This window comes from Niabella ginsenosidivorans, from assembly GCF_001654455.1.
Lineage (GTDB): Bacteria > Bacteroidota > Bacteroidia > Chitinophagales > Chitinophagaceae > Niabella > Niabella ginsenosidivorans.
Window position 1 is genome coordinate 247,356 of the sequence record NZ_CP015772.1, and the last position, 17,209, is coordinate 264,564.

Below are 17,209 nucleotides of genomic sequence, written 5' to 3' on the forward strand. Positions count from 1 at the left end.
AAACATTTATAATGAGTACAGATCATAGCAAACAGCAGGTTCATTTTTCAATAAGCCACCGTCAGTCACATGCTCCCGCCCGCATCGGCGTGTTTGGAGTTGCCTATCATAAATACTGGGCACAGTTTGAAGGGTTATTGGATGACATGTATAAAAAACAGCAACTGCTTATTAAAAAGATCAAAAGCCAGCCGGTTGAGGTGATTGATTTTGGATTAATAGACACCGTTCAGAAAGCGTATGAACTGGTGCCGAAATTAAAAGCGGCCGGCCCGGATCTTATTTTTTGCGACATGCTCACCTACGCCACTTCCAGCACTTTTGGAATTATTATTAAGAGTATCGATACGCCAATTGTGCTGGTGGCCCTGCAGCCCGATAAGGCAATGGATTATACCCGTGCTTCCACCTACCTGCAACTGTATAACGATGATATCTGCTCATTGCCGGAATTTGCCGGCGTAGCGGCCAGGATGGGAAAGCCGGTACCGGAAATGATCATAGGCACGTTGCAGGATGATGCCGCTGCTGATGAAAAGATAGCTGAGTACTGCCGTATAGCTAAAGTATTGCACGATCTGAAAACAGCCAGGATCGGCCATATCGGCCATCCCATAGAAGCCATGCTGGACATGCATACTGATGCGACCCTGCTGACCACTTTCTTTGGCGCACATATTGTACAATGCGAGGCGCATGAGATCGTATCGGGTTATGAAAACGCCAATGCCGGCGAGGTGGCTCTGTTGAAAGAAGACATCCTGGGTTTTTTTGATACACCGGATCCCTCATCAGATCCTATTGCAGAAAAACTAAATGAAGCAGATCTTGAAACAGCGGCAAGGGCTACAGTAGCGCTTCAGCGTTTTGTGCAGGAAAAAGAGTTGGACGGGCTGGCCTATTATTATGAGGGAGCCGCAAACAGCCTGGAGCGCCTCGTAATGTCTAACCTTATAGTGGGCAACTCCCTGCTTACTTCGCGGGGCTTTCCCATGTGTGGAGAGAGTGACCTTAAGACCTGCTTTGCTTTATTTATCATGGACAGGCTGGGCATAGGCGGCAGCTTTGCGGAATTTCATCCGGTGGATTTTAATGAGGGCTTTGTGCTGGTGGGGCATGATGGTCCGCATAATATTGCCATTGCAGATGGCAAGCCGGTATTAAGAAGCCTTAAAAAATATCATGGAAAATATGGCTCCGGCGCCAGTGTGGAGTTTAAAATAAAAGAAGGTCCCATCACCATGCTCAGTATTAATGCTACCTATAACGGCAAACTCAGGTTTATTATAGCGGAGGGGACTTCTGTTGCCGGTCCTATTCCGCCCACCGGTAATACCAATACGCGCGGCTTCTTTAAGCCGGACGTCCGCACATTTCTGTACAGATGGATGAAAGAAGGCCCCACCCATCATTTTGCATTGGGGGTGGGGCATCATGCTTCAACGATTCAGAAAATAGGGCAATACCTGAATGTTGAAACGGTGCTGGTACAGACGGGGGAATAAAAAGACATCAATCAATTATAAATATTCTGATTATTCAATTATGAAATGAGCCATAAAAATTATTCATGCCTAAAAGAATGATTATTTGGCGAATTCCATCTGACCATTAAAACAATAAAAAATAAACAGATGAAACAATTAAGGTTCTGTAAAACGCTGCCAAAGAAATGGGTGTTGCTGGTATTCAGCCTCGTTTCCTGTTGCCTTATTGTAACTGCCCAGCAGCGCATTGCTGTTAAAGGCAGGATAACGAATGCTTCCACGGCTGCGCCGGTTTCCGGCGTCAGTATTATTGAAAAGGGTACAAAGAATGGCACGTTAAGCGATTCGGATGGAAATTTTACATTGACGGTAGCCGCCAATGCAACACTCACCGCCACCTATGTGGGCTATCAGCCCCGGGAGGTGAAGGTAGAGGGCCGCACTACGCTTTCTATTGGGCTTACGGAAGAAGTAAAAGACCTGGGTGAAATAGTAGTAGTGGGGTATGGATCGCAGCGTAAAAAAGACCTTACCGGGTCTATAGCCAATTTAACGCAAAAAGACCTGGTGCCTATTCCTGCAGCAAACAGCTTTGACCAGATGATGCAGGGTAAGGTGGCCGGTGTGCAGATCACCCAGACATCCGGCGCCCCGGGCGGCAATGTAAATGTGCTGATAAGGGGCGTTAACTCTATTACAGGAGGCAACCAGCCGCTGTACGTGGTAGATGGCTATGCCATTGGTACCAGCGGAGGCGGCAATGTAAGCAGCTATGCATCCGGGTCCTATTCCGTAGATGGGCTGATCGGTTCCAGCGGCATCAACCGCATCAACCCGCTGAGCACCATCAACCCTTCCGATATTGAATCGATCCAGATATTAAAGGATGCTTCTGCAACGGCGATCTATGGTTCAAGAGGCGCCAATGGTGTTGTAATTATCAATACCAAAAGAGGAAGGAGCGGAAAGGCCAGTATTAATTTTGAGCATTCTACCGGGCTGCAGGAGGTGCAAAAGAAATTAGACCTGCTTACGCCAAGGGAATATGCCGAGTTTGTGGCTGAAGGCAGGGATAACGCCTGGGTCTTTTTAGGCGGCAAGGCATCAGATCCTAATAACGTAAGAGGCACGGGGCAATATGTAAAACCGGCATTCAGAAACCCCGAACAATTTGCGGATCAGGGTTATGGTACCGACTGGCAGGACCTGATCTTCAGAAAAGCACTGGTGCAGAATTACCAGCTTTCTGCAACCGGTAATAAAAACGGCATGATGTATTTTGTATCCGGCGGGTATATGGACCAGGATGGGATCATTATCGGTTCCGATTTTAAGAAATTCAATACCAGGGCCAACCTGGATGTGAACCTGACTTCTAAATTAAAGCTTGGGGTATCTTTTGCCGGAACCTATTCCTACGGGGATTTTGCACGTGCAGAGGGGCACCTGCAATACCGGGGCCTGATCTCTTCTGCCACAGCAAGCGACCCTACGATACCGGTATATGATGAGAATGGCAATTATTATTCAGAATTTTCTGACCCAACCGGTATACCGGTAGAGCATGTATTGTTAATTAATGATGAATTTTCCGATAAGCGGAAAAATGCCAACGTGTTTACCAATAACTATCTTGAATATAAAATTGCAGATGGCCTTACATTTAAATCTTCCTTTGGCGTAAACTATTCCAGCAACCAGACACGTTTATGGAAATCTTCCAAGATCGGCATCGCTACCAGCAGAACCGGTGCTGCCATAGCCGGGGTCACCCGCTATAATTCGCTGAACTGGTTAAATGAAAATACCCTGAATTATAAAAAGCTGGTAAACGAAAAACATCGCTTTGATGCCCTGCTGGGTCTTTCTTCCCAGAAAAATACGGATGATGTGGTACAGGTGGGGGCAACAGATTTTCCTACGGATGATATTCCGTTGATTGCTGCAGGCATTGTTAGCGATGGTACCGATTACACAACGGAATGGTCAATGGTATCCTGGTTCGCCCGGCTGAACTATGCATTCGCTGATAAATATCTGGTAACAGGAACGCTTCGCCGCGATGGAAGCTCCCGTTTTGGCGCGGACAATAAATGGGGCACCTTCCCTTCTGTTTCTGTAGCGTACCGCCTTTCCGAAGAAAATTTCCTGAAGCAGGTACCGGCCATCAATGAATTAAAGATCCGGGCCAGCTATGGTTTGTCCGGTAACAATCTTATAGGAAACTATGCAAGCCTTGGTTTATTAGGTATAGCCCCCACCGTTTCAAACGGACAGGTGGTTTCCGGTATTGTGCCTTCTTCTCTGGCCAACGATCTTTTGCGCTGGGAAAAATCGCATCAGACCAACCTTGGGCTTGATCTCAGCCTGTTTGATAACAGGGTTTCCCTTACTGTTGATGCCTACCGGAGCCTTAAGAAAGATCTGTTACTCTCTGTTTCGCTGCCCGCTGCCTCAGGCTTCTCCTCTTCTGTGCAGAATATAGGGAAGCTGGAAAACAAAGGACTTGAATTTACGTTGAACACGGATAATATTGTTGGTAAAAATTTTAAATGGAGCTCCGATTTTAATATAAGCCTTAACCGGAATAAGGTTTTAGAATTAAACACGGAAAATTCAACGATCAGTACTTCCAGCTACCAGGTAGCACAGGTAGGGTATCCCATCGGCAGTTTTCGCCTGATGAAGATCCTGGGCATTTTCCAGACTGCGGAAGAAATAGCTAACAGCCCGGTTCAGAATCCTAAAGTGCAGCCCGGGGATTACCGGTATGAGGACGTTGACGGAAACGGCACCATTACCCAGGCCGACAAAGCGATTGTAGGAAATCCCTGGCCAAAATTCACCTGGGGCTTTGGGAACAACTTCTCTTATAAAAATATTTCCCTTGGCATAGACCTGTATGGTTCCCAGGGCAATGATATGTATTTCCAGGGGGGAGAGGTGCTGCTGAACGGGGCCGGTGTGCAAAATCAACTGGCTATGGTGGCAGACAGGTGGCGCTCACCGGAAGACCCCGGTGCGGGTAAAATAGCCCGGGCCATCCGTAATGATTATGCTTTTGGTTTTGGCGCCAGTTCTACCAAGCTTCTTTTTGACGGTTCCTTTATAAGGATGCGCAATATAAATCTTGCCTATGCGTTTCCCGCAGCACTTATGAACCGGATCAACATACAGGCATTATCCGTTTTTGCCAATGTGACCAACCTGTTCACCATTACCAGCTACCCCGGCTATGACCCCGAAGGCGCAACCTCCGGAGACAATGTAGGTATGGCCGGCGTTGACTTTTTTGCCTATCCCAATCCTAGGACCTATTCTTTGGGCCTGAGGCTTACTTTATAATAAAAAAATCCAGCAATTATGAAATTGAAGTATATTTTAGTTTTACTGATTGTGACAGGCTTAATGTCCTGTAAAAAGTTCCTGGATCTTACTCCCAACAGCCAGATGAGCAGTAATGATTTTTATAATAATCAAAACGATTTTGAAAGAGCATTGCTGGGCGCTTATGCCAACATAAGAGGGCTGTACAGCGGCAGCGCTATTCAGTATGCAGCAGATCTGAGAACAGATAATGCAGAGATCAACTGGTCTTCTCCATCGATCGATGAAATGCAGTTGGAGCAGAACGCGCTTACCTCTTCTAACGGTATCGTAAACAGTATCTGGAACACCTGTCTGAAAACCATATCCAAATGTAATACGATCTTAAACAGGATTGAGAGCGTGAATTTTACTGAAGCCGATAAAAACAGGATCATAGGGGAAACAAAATTCCTGCGGGCCCTGAGCTTCTTCTATATGGTGCAATTGTTTGGCGAGGTGCCGGTTACCTTTGAGGAATTTAACAGTCCTGAAGAAATAATGAAAGCAGACCTGAGCCGCAAGCCGGTAGATGAGGTGTATAAAGTGATCATTGATGACCTTACAAGTGCTGAATCACTATTGCCGGCTGCACTGAATACAGATAAAACAAGAGCTTCCATGGGTACCGTTAAAACCCTGCTGGGGAAAGTATACCTTACAAGGGGTAATAATGACGGGGCAGCAGCAAAGCTGAAAGAGGTGATAGACCTGGGTCAATATAAGTTACATAATGATTACGAATCCCTGTTCTCCCCGGGCAATAATAACCTGGACGAATCGATATTTGAAATACAATTTGTAAAAGGCAAAAGCCTGGGCAATAATTATTCAGCGTTATTTACCCCCGCCATAACCAGCATGGCGCTGTTCCCCGGCAATGCGCAGGGCTCCGGGCGCATTACGCCCACCCTTGATCTGTTTAATGCTTATGAAGCAGGCGATAAAAGAAAAACAGCCTCTGTCAGCGATTCTGTTCCGCTGATCAACGGAACAAAATCCTATGCCCGTTACGCATTAAAATTTGTAGATTGGGAAGCTGTTTCAACATCCGATGGAGGTGTTACGTTTACAGTGCTGCGTTATGCCGATGTTTTATTAATGTATGCCGAAGCCTTAAATAATCTGGGTAAAACCGCGGAAGCATTAGCCGAAATAAACAGGGTAAGGCAGCGGGCCGGTTTGCCGGACCTTACCGGGTTGGATCGGTCTGCCACAGCGTTGGCCTTGGAAAAAGAAAGAAGGGTAGAGTTCCTGTTTGAAGGCCAGCGCTGGTTTGACCTGCTGCGTACCGGCAGATTAAGAGAGGTGGTAAATGCCTATTACCAGGGGAGAGGATTGAGCTTTAAAATAGAGCCGTTCGAAACATTATTCCCGGTGCCTTTGGCAGAGATCCAGTTAAATTCAGCCTTAACGCAAAATGAAGGGTATTAATAGCGTTTTCCGGTTTGGTCATTTAACAAAAAACAGACAATGTTTATACAATATAAACGGATAGTAACAGGCATTATCCTGCTCTTGCTGCCCTGCTGCATGGCGGCGCAATACCAGCTTGCTCCGCTCAAGGGACAACCTTTTAATAATATTGTGCTCGAAGCTTCCCTGAAGCCATTTAAAGTAAATGAAAAGAACTATATCCATGCAGTTGCCCGGGAACTATTCACACAATGGCAGTCCCTGCTAAGGCATGCTGATACCGCCTCGGTAATGTTATGGACGGGCGATGGTTCCGAAATACTGGATTATACCGGGAATATGCAGCAACGCCTTGAATGGGCCATGTACATGGGAAATCCCAATACAGGGCATGAGGTAGGTTCCGGTCCAAAGGAATTGTCCATTCACGAAAGGGCCTATTTATATATTGATCACCCGCCCAAATTTAACTATGGTGATCTCCGGTCCATTGTACAGGCGTTAAAGGAAGAAGGGCGGAAGATAACCGGCAAACCGGTGTTGGTGGGCGCTACATTCGATCCCGGTCCCGAATTTGCCAGATCGGAATTCAAATACAAAAAACATCCGGAAGTACTGGGTGGCAATGCAATGGGGCATAAGACCTTTGTAAACTGTTACGCTATTTTAAACAAAGATAAGACACACTATGCAGGATATCCGGACGGCATCCCGCAAGGAACACCGTTCGGCACTTTTTTTGGGCGGCAAAGCCAGCATTTTCTTACCGACCTGCAGTTTGATTATATCTGGTTCAGCAACGGTTTTGGCTTTGGTGCAGAAGGCTGGTCCTCCACCGGCGCCACTTTTACCGGTAAGGAATTTAGGCAGGAGGCGCTGCCAGGCTTTTCAGAAAAGGTGTTGCAGTTCTGGAAACTGTTCAGGGCTGAATGCCCCGTTTTCCCTATCCAGACAAGAGGTACTAACTTATCCGTAGGTGCAGATCTTGCGCGGGATGCCGTAAACTTAAAAGCCATTTATGAGGGCGGCTTTAATATGCTGCCGCCCCCCAATTCTCCCTGGGCCGCACTGGATGGCGATTTTGGGCTGGAAATGACGGGTTATATGTCGCGCATGGCACAGCTGCCGGATCACCGGTTCCCGTTCCGGTTTTATACGCATGATCCCTGGTGGCTGAACAGCCCCTGGCTGGACCGGTACGGAAGAGAGCCGCATGATATTTATTTGCCCATGTCGGTAAGCCGGATTGATGAAGAAGGAACTATTTGCGGGCCTACGCAATTAAACTTTTTAACAGTTGATGATACTTATGGCAATATGCCTGCACAGGTTCCGGATGAAGTGATCCCTCATATCCTGAAAGCCCGGTACGATATGCCCACCGCGCCGGGCCCGCTGGTTTGGGTGTACCCGTTTGATGAATATCATAACTGGGCTTACCGGCAGCAGGGCCGGCTGTCTGAAGTGTATTATGGCGACTGGTTTATAAGACAGGCTGTTAATAACGGCCTGCCATTAAATACGGTCATTTCCACTACTGCATTTCAGTCGGTCATCACTAAAAAACCGGCACTCTTTCAGGAGTCCGTATTGCTGACGATAGTGCCGGATGCGGGTACGCCACTGGAAAAAAAACTGATGCAATTTGTGCAGGAGGGCGGAAAATTAATTCTTTTCGGTCCCGCAGAGCATGCAGGCAGGGAATTTCTCAGGATGCTGAATTTAAAAAATGAAGCACCGCTGGAAGGGGTTTTTACACTGGGCATTAAAAATCAGCCTGACCAGATGACTATAAAATTCCCTTCACAGATCAATCACCGTTCCCTGTTTAATGGAGGGGGCATTGCCACCGTTTTGCTGGACCGGAATGATCGGTATACCCAACTGCTTGCACAGGCGCAGCAAGGAGGCCAGGCAAGAGATGTGGTATGGGTTAGGCAATTACCGGAATGGAAGGGTGGTAAAGTGCTGTATATAAGAGGTACCAACAGCAGCAATTTTACAGAAGGAAGGCTGCTGACGCCCGATGATCCGTCTCAGTATTTTGCAGGGCCTGTTTTGCTGCGTTACGCATTGCAGGAATTCGGGCTCACGATTGCCATCGATAAACTTTCACCTGAAATTAAAAGCCCGGTGCTGACGATTTCCCGGTCGGCAAATGCTTTTATTTTTTCAGGATATAACCCCAACAGCACGGTAAAGGAGCGGTTCAAATTCGCCCGGGGTGCGCCATTGCTGCTTGGGTTTGAAACCATACTGGAGAATGGCTTTTCTGCCTATACGCTGCCTACTTCCTGGCATCGTACCTGTAGGGTCTTTGTAGAACAGCAGGAAGGAATGATCTCCCATAAGGAGTTACATTCCGGTGAGCGGGGTATTTATAAACGCTACCAGATCAGCGGGCTGAAAGCAGCTACGGTTCGGGTATATGCTGACCCGGGCATTGACGAAGCGCATTTTCATGCTTATGTAAACGCGGGCTATCCTTGGAAAAAAGGGAAATACCCGTTCCGCTTAAAAAAGGATCAGTATGGAACGTATTTTTTGATAGAGCAGGTAACCGGAGACCTGGTGGTTTCCTGGTAATACCTGATGTTCTGTTTATAAAAAAACAATTATGAAATTTTTTTTATGTGTTGCTGCAATGCTGCTGATAACACAGTGCCTGCCGGGGCAGGTAGCGCTTCCTGAAACCTACCTGTCTGCAATCAGGCAACAGCTTACTGTTCAGTGGCCAAAAAATAAGACCATTAACCTTGTATTTCACGGCCACTCTGTTCCGGGAGGCTATTGGAATGATCACCGGGTAGAAACGTTGCGCTCTTATCCTTACCAGGTGCTTAAAGCGTTAAAGGAAAAATATCCCTATGCATTGATCAATATCATTGTTACCGCAAAGGGAGGTGAAAATTCCGTTGACGGTCAAAAGCGGTTTGCTGATGTACTGGCCCATAAACCGGATGTTTTGTTTATTGATTATGCATTGAATGATGTAGGTATTGGGTTAAATAAAGCAAAAAAGGCATGGGAACAGATGATCCGGCAGGCCCTGGCAGCGGGGATAAAAGTAGTGCTGCTTACACCCTCTCCCGATCAGCGCATCCATCTTTCTGATAGTGCAAATATACTGGAACAGCACGCCCGGCAGATCAGGCAACTCGCCGCTGCCTACAAAACGGGACTGGTGGATAGTTATGCGCTATTTAAAAATAGATTTCAAACAGCAGGTACAATAAAACCTTATATGTCCTGGGTGAACCATCCCAATGAAAAGGGGCATTTGCTGATTGCCGGAGGCATTTTAAAATATTTTGATCTGTAGGCCCCGGCAGCCTTTGCTTGCAGATGCCTAACAGCAGCCAATTAAATAAAAGCATTCGTATTTTACGAACTGCAAAAAATGGTATGCTTCTCTGATACCTGTACTTTATTACAACGGATTTATTTCTTATAATTTTGCAGGTTTAAATTATAAGAATGAAAATTATACCATTATCAGAAGGGAGCTTTACTGTTGACAGTACAAAAAAATTTATTCCGTTTCGTTTATCGGAAGATGAAATGACCCAAAGGGCACAGGGCAGCCTGCTGGTAGAAATACAGCCCTTTCTGGTCATAACCTCAAAAGATGTTTTGTTGCTGGATACGGGTTTGGGGTTTAACCATCATACGGGCAGCCAGATGCAGCTTGTAAAGCACCTGGCTGAGAACGGTATCCGGAGCGGGGATGTTACAAAAGTCTTAATGAGCCATTTGCATAAAGATCATACCGGGGGTATGGTAAACCCGGCAACGGGTAAGCCTACTTTTGAAAATGCCACCTATTACATACAGGAGCGGGAAGTGGCGTATGCAAAAGAACGGGGCGCTCCTTCCTATGATATTTCAAAAGTTGCGGCAGTGCTGGAAGGGCAGGCTGCTTTGTTAAAAAAGGATACCGGAGTCATCAATGACTATATCCGCTACGAGGTTACGGGGGCCCATTCAAAATACCATCAGGTTTTTTGGATAGAAGAAGCCAATGAGATCCTTTTCTTTGGGGCGGATGATGCGCCCCAGTTCCAGCAAATGAAACATCGCTTTGCCGCTAAATATGACTATGATGGAAAGAAAGCAATGGAATTACGTACAAAATGGTGGGAACAGGGCAAAAAAGAAGGCTGGAAATTCCTTTTTTATCATGATACGCAAAAACCGGTAGCCATACCGGGAAATGAGAACAGTTAAAGGCATAAAAAAAGGCCTGCCCTAAAAAGAGCTGGCCGTTGCTAACCTATGAAAAACACCAGCGCAAATATAAGCACAGTTTTTTGAATGAAACAAATATTTTTTTTGAAATATTTGTTTAAACATTGGTTTTAACAAATATTTAGTTTTTCTTAACATTCCGGCCTTTTAATACTTCTCTTATTTTTCTCCGGAACAGCTGTTCTTCAGTAAAAAAACGTGTGGCCCGTTGGTTGCCCAGTATGGGAGTAAAAGATTTCCGGTAACTGATCTTAAGGGCAGCGCGCTCCTGTTCCCTTTGCAGGGGATCCGTGATGGTTTTGTTAATCCGCCTTGTTTCTGAAAAATAGCCCACGATCAGCGGTCGCATCTGGTTACGTTCGGTTGGGGTCAGATGGATCTTTTCTGTAAGAAAATCAAGGAAAGCATCTACAACCTTTGGCTGCGGGCTGCTGCCGGACGGTTGCTGGGCGTTTAGTGGCCGGCAAAAAAGAAGGAAGGGTATAAAAAAAATAAAGATCAGTTTCATCCGTATATTGTTTTGTTTGTGTTATTAAAGCAGAGCGGTTCAATAGTTCAGTGAAGCCTGTACAGGCGCAGGCACAGCCTGGTTGCTTTTGCATAACGGAACTTATACCATTGGTTTACTGGTTAACCAGCAGGTCCTCGCCCGTATCCGCAGTTTCATTCAGAAAATTATTTAAGTCATCGCTGGACACATCTTTTAAAAGTGATGCGGCATCAACGGTGTTGCCTTCTGCCTGCTCTTTATAAGAAGAACCGTCGGCGGCATTATTGCCTCCTATAAACCGCTCCATCTGCTCATTGCTCAGTTTGTTAATGCTTGCAGCAGAAGATGGGTACAGCCTGTCATCGGTAGCTTTTTTTGTAACCAGAAAGATACTTGCAGTAGCAATGATTATAAAACTTGCCGCGATGGAAACTCCTTTTCTGAAAGAAATAACAGGTGCGGGTTTCGGTTGGTAGCTGACAGGGGCTTCAAAATAGGAATCCGGTACCGTAAAAGGCATTTGTTTTGAAATGCTGTCAAGCACCGGAAAGGGCGGCTGTTCCTCTTCTGCCGGCTCCATATGCCGGATCTTTTGCAGCAGCTTTTTTGAAAAACTGTCAAAATAGGTGTCGGGGACGCTAAAAACTGCGTTCAGTACAGTGCGGTGGTGCTTTTTTAGTCCGCTTAAAATGGGCAATATTTCTTCTTTATCTTCCATTTTCTATTTAGTCAGACATTTTTTTGAGTAATTTGTTTAATCATTCAATAAATAATTTTCTACCTTTTTGGCTGCATGGTGGTAGCTGGCTTTTAAAGCGCCTTCGGTAACTCCCAGCAATTCGCTCATTTTCTGGTAAGGCATTTCATCAAAATACCTCAGGTTGAAAATAAGCCGTTGCTGTTCCGGCAATTGCTGTATGGCCAATTGTAATTTCCATTCGATCTTACGGGCGTTAAACTGCGGATCAGCCTTTATCCGCGAGGTCAGGTCATAATCCGTAGGTGCGGCATTAATAGCCCTTCTCTTTTTCAGGTTTTGAAGAAAACTAAGGCTTTCATTGGTGCTGATGCGGTACAGCCAGGTATACAGGCTGCTATCCTCCCGGAAACGGTCCAGCCCTTTCCAGCTCTTTATAAATACATTCTGCAGGATATCGTCCGTATCTTCATGAACAATCACTAACCGCCGTATATGCCAGTACAGGCGTTCCCGGTATTTGTTTACAATAGCGGTAAACGCAGCCTCCTTCGTAGCGGGGTTACGAAAAAGAGCCACTAAAGTTTCATCGTTCTCAACCTGTTCCATTCGGGCGCCGGCATTTCTTTGACCGGGAAGATAATAAAAGGTTTAATGGAGGTAAATGAAATAATTCCGTGCAAAAAATGAAGTTGTCCCAAAAGAAAGAAATCGTCATATCAAGTGAGGCGAAGCGGAACGGAGATATCTCTTAATCAATACAAAATATCTGAGATTTCTCGGCTACACTACGTTTCACTCGAAATGACGACTTTTGATACAGCCTCTTTCAGTTCTTTTATTGAGGGCTATCCGTTTTTGCGGGCAAGCACCTTTTCGGCAGCAGCTACAATATCCGGCACATCCAGGTGATATTTTTTCAGCAGTTCATCCGGGGTGCCGCTTTCGCCAAACGTATCCAGCGTGCCTACATATTCAATAGGAATGGGAAAATGTTTAGCGGCGCATTGAGCAACAGCGTCGCCCATTCCGCCATAAATATTGTGCTCCTCTGCCGTAACAGCGCATTTTGTTTTTTTGATAGAAGCCAGTACCGCTTCTTCATCCAGTGGCTTTATCGTATGTATATTGATCACTTCAACGCTCAGCCCTTTTTCTTCCAGTTGAATACCAGCCTGGATGGCGTTCCAGACCAGGTGCCCGCAGGCAAAGATGGTCACATCCGTTCCTTCGGAAAATTTTTGGGCTTTGCCAAACACAAAATCAGCCTCTTTTGTAAAAATGGGCCAGGAAGGGCGTCCAAAACGCAGGTAAACAGGGCCTTCAATGCCGGCAATGGTTTGGGTGGCTGCTTTTGTCTGGTTATAATCGCAGGGAACCACAACAGACATGCCCGGCAGCATTTTCATCATACCAATATCTTCCAGTATCTGGTGGGTAGCCCCGTCTTCCCCCAGCGTTACGCCGGCATGGGAAGCGCATATTTTTACATTTTTACCGCTATAGGCAATAGACTGGCGGATCTGGTCATACACGCGCCCGGTGCTGAAATTGGCAAAAGTGGTGGTAAAAGGAATATGGCCGCCAATGGTTAAACCAGCGGCAATGCCCATCATATTGGCTTCTGCAATACCACATTGTATAAAACGCTCAGGAAATTCTTTTATAAACTGGTTCAGCTTCATTGAGCCTAATAGGTCTGCTGAAAGGGCAACAATTTTATCATTACTGCGCGCCGCCTCCACAATACCATCTCCAAACCCGCTGCGGGTATCTTTTTTACCTGTAGATTGAATATCCTTTAAAGCCATAGTTTCTTTTTGAGGTTACAAATGTACTATTTATCGCAAAGAATTCAACATAAGTTTTCAGGGCTGCGGCAGGAGCCTGTGAAATTTTTAACCACCGGTTTGCTCCGGAAAGAGGTTGTGTATATGAACACAATAATGCCGATTGGTACTTTTAAAACAGCACCTGCTATTACTTTTGTGTATATTTCCTGCATTGGTAAACAGCACATTGAAAAAAGAAACTGAGATGCCGGGGCTTTAGTACCAGAATGCCAATAAAACGGGATCTTTCCGGCGGGTACCAGTTTGGAGCCGGTTTAGTTGAGTTAAAATATTGTATAATATGAAATATAGAACAGGCCCGTTTGATCCCGGTTTTGCCAATCTGTTGCGGTGGCCTAAAATTCCTGCGCCTGACGGTAGTTTTACTTTGTTAATTTGGATTATTTACTTCACCTTTGCTCCTCACGAAAAGCATAAGCAATTTATTTATAAAGAATGGGACTTTTTAACTGGTTTACACAAGAAATAGCAATGGATCTGGGTACGGCAAATACCCTTATTATACATAATGACGAGGTGGCTGTAAATGAGCCAAGTATCGTTGCTCTGAACCGTAACAACCCTAAAGAGGTGCTGGCAGTTGGAAAACGGGCGCTGATGATGCACGAAAAAACGCATGAAAGCATCCGTACGGTACGGCCTTTAAAAGACGGCGTTATTGCCGATTTTAATGCCGCTGAACTGATGATCAGGGAATTAATAAAACTGGTATATCCCAAAAAGCCTTTATTTCCGCCCAGCTGGAGGATGATGATCTGTATCCCATCTTCCATTACAGAGGTAGAAAAAAGAGCGGTAAGGGATAGCGCAGAGCAGGCTGGTGCAAAGGAGGTTTATCTGATCCATGAGCCCATGGCAGCTGCTTTGGGTATCGGGATCGATGTGGAGGAGCCCGTGGGCAATATGATCATTGATATTGGCGGTGGTACCACCGGTATTACGGTAATCGCCCTTGCCGGTATCGTTTGCGACCAGAGCATCCGCATTGCCGGAGATGAATTTACCGCGGATATTATGGAAGCCCTGCGTCGTTACCATAGCCTATTGATCGGGGAGCGCACTGCCGAGCAGATCAAGATCCAGGTAGGAGCTGCCATGAAGGACCTGGATAATCCGCCGGATGACATTCCTGTTAACGGGCGCGACCTGGTGACCGGTATCCCCAAACAGATAATGGTAAGCTACCAGGAGATAGCCGAAGCCCTTGATAAAAGCATTTTCAAAATAGAAGAAGCCATTCTTAAGGCTCTGGAACAAACACCGCCTGAATTAGCAGGTGATATTTATCGCAGAGGTTTGTATCTTACAGGCGGCGGGGCATTGTTGCGCGGGCTTGATAAAAGGCTCAGCCAGAAGATCAAGCTGCCGGTGCACATCGCAGATGATCCGTTGAAAAGCGTTGTAAGAGGAACAGGAATCGCATTGAAAAATTACGATCGCTATCCTTTTGTAATGCGTTAATCCATCAAACGTCCTGTTTTGCAGAGGCAAAGCAGGCAGTAAATTTTTAACACCCGGTGCGTAACATTTTTTTGTTCATCAGGCGGTTCTCGGTTTTTATAGGCTTTCTCATCTTACAGGGGATATGCTTATACAACCTGTTTACCTATAACCGCATCCACCGGGTAAAGGGATTGAATGCCGCAGGGCGTATTACCAGTTACTTTAATTCAAAATACAATTCTCTGGAAGACTTTTTCCGCATGCAGGCGGAAAACAAGCGGGTGCACCAGATGAATGATTCATTAATGAACCTGCTGAATGAAAACTTTGTATCAATAGACAGCAACGCCATACTGGTGCATGATACGGCTACTATTGATACCACCGGTAAAAAAAGGGCCTATACCTGGCGAACAGCACAGGTGCTGTATGCCACGGTTAACGGCGAACGGAATTATTTACAGATCAACAGGGGCAGTAATTCCGGTATCAGTGATGATATGGGCGTTTTCAGCTCTAACGGAGGCCTGGTTGGGAAAGTGGTCAATACCGGTAAGGATTTCAGCGAGGTGATGACGATGCTGCATGTTATGTTCAGGCTGAGTGTGCAACTGAAAAAAACAGGGAATTCAGGCATTATTTCCTGGAATGGTCAAAGCCCCACAGAACTTACGCTGAACGGGATCCCCAAAACAGACTCTGTGCATGTAGGCGATACCATCCTTACAGGCAACTATTCCCTCAGTTTTCCCCCGGGGAAAATGGTAGGCACGGTTTCCAAAGTTATTAAGGATGAGGCTACCAATTTCTTTATTCTTAGGGTAAAGCCAACAGCTAATTTTGGCAGCCTGCAACAGGTGTTTATTGTTGAGAATATGAATTACGCCGAACAGCAGCGGTTAAATGATGAAACCATTAAAAAAGTAGAGGCGAAATCTGAAAACAAGTGAGTGACTTAGTAAAAAATAGTATCCGGTTCGTATTATTTGTTTTTGTACAGGTATACGTGTTCAATGTAATGCCGCACCTGCATGAACTGATCACCCCCTATATTTATTTTTTGTTTATACTCTGGCTGCCTTTTACCATAAAAAGAGGCTGGTTGCTGCTGCTTGGATTTTTGCTGGGCATGACGGTTGATTATTTTACCATGACCCCGGGATTGCATGCGGCAGCGGCGGTATTGGTGGCTTTCCTGAGACCCTTCATTATTCACTTATTTGCCCCCAAAGACGCAACGGAATATACTTACCAGGAACCCTCTCCCAAATCAATGGGGTGGACGGCTTACAGCCTGTATGCGTTAATGTTGTCCTTTGCCCATAATTTTTACCTGCAGTTGCTGGAGTGGCTGTCTTTCGGTTCCTTTATTCATTTCCTGCTAAAAACGCTGGTGACCACTGCGGTCAGCATGTTGCTGATCCTGATTACAGAGCTCATTTTCTTCCGCAAGCAACGCTATCGTACCAATACGGCCTAATCGATCAGCTGTATTTGCTAAATTAACGTGGCAGGCTATGAGGCTGTCAAAAGTCGTCATCCGATAGTCAGATTTGAGCGAAACGCCCGCCTGACCGGACGACTACCCGGTATACATATCTTTTGCTAACAGCTATAAGAGGTTCTAATTATTAGGTTTTGCTTTTTTCTTGTTTTTCAATTCCGGAACGCAACTGCAACTACTGTATCCAGCCGACTTCGCAGTGCCTCTTTTTTATACAACGGATGCTTATCGTTTAACGGGCCATGCCTGTAAAAAAGCAGCACATTAGTGACCTGTACAACAGCAGGCAGTGGAATCTACAGCCTGCTATTTCATTAGTATTTTGGGGTTGCTTTTCGATTGGAATCTTCATGTGCGCGGGAGGCCAAAAGGCGGAGCGTTCTTTTGGCTAAGCCTTTTATGCGCATCATTTATTATTGTTTTTGGCGCTTATGAACTCCCTTTGGTCGGTTGGAGGGGTGACCAAAAAGTCCCTTTTGTCATGCTGAATTTATTTCAGCATCTAAAATGGCGTCTGATTGTCAATAGATTCTGAAACAAGTTCAGAACGACAATCCACTATAAACAGACTTTTTGGCCACCCCTAAAAGAAAATAGAAGAGTTGAAAGGTCTGTCCTTATCTCAATAACTCCGCAACTCAATAAAGACAAACTCACAATCAGAATTACTGTACGAACCTGGTTAATAGAAGAAAAAATTTGTGT

At 45.6% G+C, this 17,209-nt stretch carries 14 protein-coding genes; 10 read left to right on the forward strand and 4 right to left on the reverse strand.

All coding sequences use genetic code 11. The annotated features are described in order from the left end of the window. The first annotated feature begins 11 nt into the window (after nt 1–11). The 6 genes from A8C56_RS01105 (at nt 12) to A8C56_RS01130 (ending at nt 10,496) form a co-directional block, all read left to right on the forward strand. On the forward strand, nt 12–1,505 hold the full coding sequence (locus A8C56_RS01105) for an L-fucose/L-arabinose isomerase family protein (protein WP_067750937.1): 1,494 nt from the start codon (nt 12–14) through the stop codon (nt 1,503–1,505). A gap of 129 nt (nt 1,506–1,634) precedes the next feature. After that, nucleotides 1,635–4,832, forward strand: coding sequence for a SusC/RagA family TonB-linked outer membrane protein (locus A8C56_RS01110; RefSeq protein ID WP_067750939.1), 3,198 nt, complete (start codon nt 1,635–1,637; stop codon nt 4,830–4,832). Between the two features lie 18 nt (nt 4,833–4,850). Further along, nucleotides 4,851–6,287, forward strand: coding sequence for a RagB/SusD family nutrient uptake outer membrane protein (locus A8C56_RS01115; RefSeq protein ID WP_067750943.1), 1,437 nt, complete (start codon nt 4,851–4,853; stop codon nt 6,285–6,287). 39 nt (nt 6,288–6,326) lie between these two features. After that, nucleotides 6,327–8,855, forward strand: a complete 2,529-nt coding sequence (locus tag A8C56_RS01120; protein ID WP_071609309.1) for a hypothetical protein — start codon at nt 6,327–6,329, stop codon at nt 8,853–8,855. Between the two features lie 31 nt (nt 8,856–8,886). Then, the gene (locus A8C56_RS01125) at nt 8,887–9,591 is read left to right on the forward strand and encodes an SGNH/GDSL hydrolase family protein (RefSeq protein ID WP_067750945.1); all 705 of its coding nucleotides are present in this window, start codon (nt 8,887–8,889) and stop codon (nt 9,589–9,591) included. A 155-nt stretch (nt 9,592–9,746) separates the two neighbouring features. Further along, on the forward strand, nt 9,747–10,496 hold the full coding sequence (locus tag A8C56_RS01130; RefSeq protein ID WP_067750949.1) for an MBL fold metallo-hydrolase: 750 nt from the start codon (nt 9,747–9,749) through the stop codon (nt 10,494–10,496). A gap of 142 nt (nt 10,497–10,638) precedes the next feature. Here the strand turns inward: A8C56_RS01130 and A8C56_RS01135 are convergent, their stop codons facing one another. The 4 genes from A8C56_RS01135 to A8C56_RS01150 form a co-directional block, all read right to left on the reverse strand. Then, entirely contained in the window at nt 10,639–11,025 is a 387-nt protein-coding gene (locus A8C56_RS01135; protein ID WP_067750951.1) for a hypothetical protein, read from the reverse strand. Between the two features lie 115 nt (nt 11,026–11,140). Continuing rightward, a complete protein-coding gene (locus A8C56_RS01140; RefSeq protein ID WP_067750954.1) occupies nt 11,141–11,725 on the reverse strand; it encodes a hypothetical protein in 585 nt (194 codons plus the stop codon). Nucleotides 11,726–11,761: 36 nt separating this feature from the next. Further along, a complete protein-coding gene (locus tag A8C56_RS01145) occupies nt 11,762–12,313 on the reverse strand; it encodes an RNA polymerase sigma factor (protein ID WP_067750957.1) in 552 nt (183 codons plus the stop codon). Between the two features lie 239 nt (nt 12,314–12,552). Beyond that, nucleotides 12,553–13,515: a transketolase family protein gene (locus tag A8C56_RS01150; RefSeq protein WP_067750959.1), complete on the reverse strand. Its 963-nt coding sequence runs from the start codon at nt 13,513–13,515 to the stop codon at nt 12,553–12,555. 322 nt (nt 13,516–13,837) lie between these two features. On the opposite strand from A8C56_RS01150, the gene A8C56_RS01160 reads away from it, so the two are divergent. The 4 genes from A8C56_RS01160 to A8C56_RS01175 are packed head-to-tail and all read left to right on the forward strand — an operon-like array spanning nt 13,838 to nt 16,480. Further along, nucleotides 13,838–14,026, forward strand: coding sequence for a hypothetical protein (locus A8C56_RS01160; protein WP_067750964.1), 189 nt, complete (start codon nt 13,838–13,840; stop codon nt 14,024–14,026). Next, nucleotides 13,993–15,018: a rod shape-determining protein gene (locus tag A8C56_RS01165; RefSeq protein ID WP_067750967.1), complete on the forward strand. Its 1,026-nt coding sequence runs from the start codon at nt 13,993–13,995 to the stop codon at nt 15,016–15,018. The genes A8C56_RS01160 and A8C56_RS01165 overlap by 34 nt, the downstream gene beginning before the upstream one ends. A 56-nt stretch (nt 15,019–15,074) precedes the next feature. Then, entirely contained in the window at nt 15,075–15,950 is an 876-nt protein-coding gene (gene mreC / locus A8C56_RS01170) for a rod shape-determining protein MreC (RefSeq protein WP_084489904.1), read from the forward strand. Beyond that, on the forward strand, nt 15,947–16,480 hold the full coding sequence (locus A8C56_RS01175) for a rod shape-determining protein MreD (RefSeq protein WP_067750970.1): 534 nt from the start codon (nt 15,947–15,949) through the stop codon (nt 16,478–16,480). The genes mreC and A8C56_RS01175 overlap by 4 nt, the downstream gene beginning before the upstream one ends. Nucleotides 16,481–17,209 lie beyond the last annotated feature (729 nt).

What these genes read in the sequence shown, in the direction of transcription:
- A8C56_RS01105 (WP_067750937.1), top strand. Translation starts at nt 12, where the DNA reads ATGAGTACAGATCATAGCAAACAGCAGGTTCATTTTTCAATAAGCCAC.
- A8C56_RS01110 (WP_067750939.1), top strand. Translation starts at nt 1,635, where the DNA reads ATGAAACAATTAAGGTTCTGTAAAACGCTGCCAAAGAAATGGGTGTTG.
- A8C56_RS01115 (WP_067750943.1), top strand. Translation starts at nt 4,851, where the DNA reads ATGAAATTGAAGTATATTTTAGTTTTACTGATTGTGACAGGCTTAATG.
- A8C56_RS01120 (WP_071609309.1), top strand. Translation starts at nt 6,327, where the DNA reads ATGTTTATACAATATAAACGGATAGTAACAGGCATTATCCTGCTCTTG.
- A8C56_RS01125 (WP_067750945.1), top strand. Translation starts at nt 8,887, where the DNA reads ATGAAATTTTTTTTATGTGTTGCTGCAATGCTGCTGATAACACAGTGC.
- A8C56_RS01130 (WP_067750949.1), top strand. Translation starts at nt 9,747, where the DNA reads ATGAAAATTATACCATTATCAGAAGGGAGCTTTACTGTTGACAGTACA.
- A8C56_RS01135 (WP_067750951.1), bottom strand. Translation starts at nt 11,025, where the DNA reads ATGAAACTGATCTTTATTTTTTTTATACCCTTCCTTCTTTTTTGCCGG.
- A8C56_RS01140 (WP_067750954.1), bottom strand. Translation starts at nt 11,725, where the DNA reads ATGGAAGATAAAGAAGAAATATTGCCCATTTTAAGCGGACTAAAAAAG.
- A8C56_RS01145 (WP_067750957.1), bottom strand. Translation starts at nt 12,313, where the DNA reads ATGGAACAGGTTGAGAACGATGAAACTTTAGTGGCTCTTTTTCGTAAC.
- A8C56_RS01150 (WP_067750959.1), bottom strand. Translation starts at nt 13,515, where the DNA reads ATGGCTTTAAAGGATATTCAATCTACAGGTAAAAAAGATACCCGCAGC.
- A8C56_RS01160 (WP_067750964.1), top strand. Translation starts at nt 13,838, where the DNA reads ATGAAATATAGAACAGGCCCGTTTGATCCCGGTTTTGCCAATCTGTTG.
- A8C56_RS01165 (WP_067750967.1), top strand. Translation starts at nt 13,993, where the DNA reads ATGGGACTTTTTAACTGGTTTACACAAGAAATAGCAATGGATCTGGGT.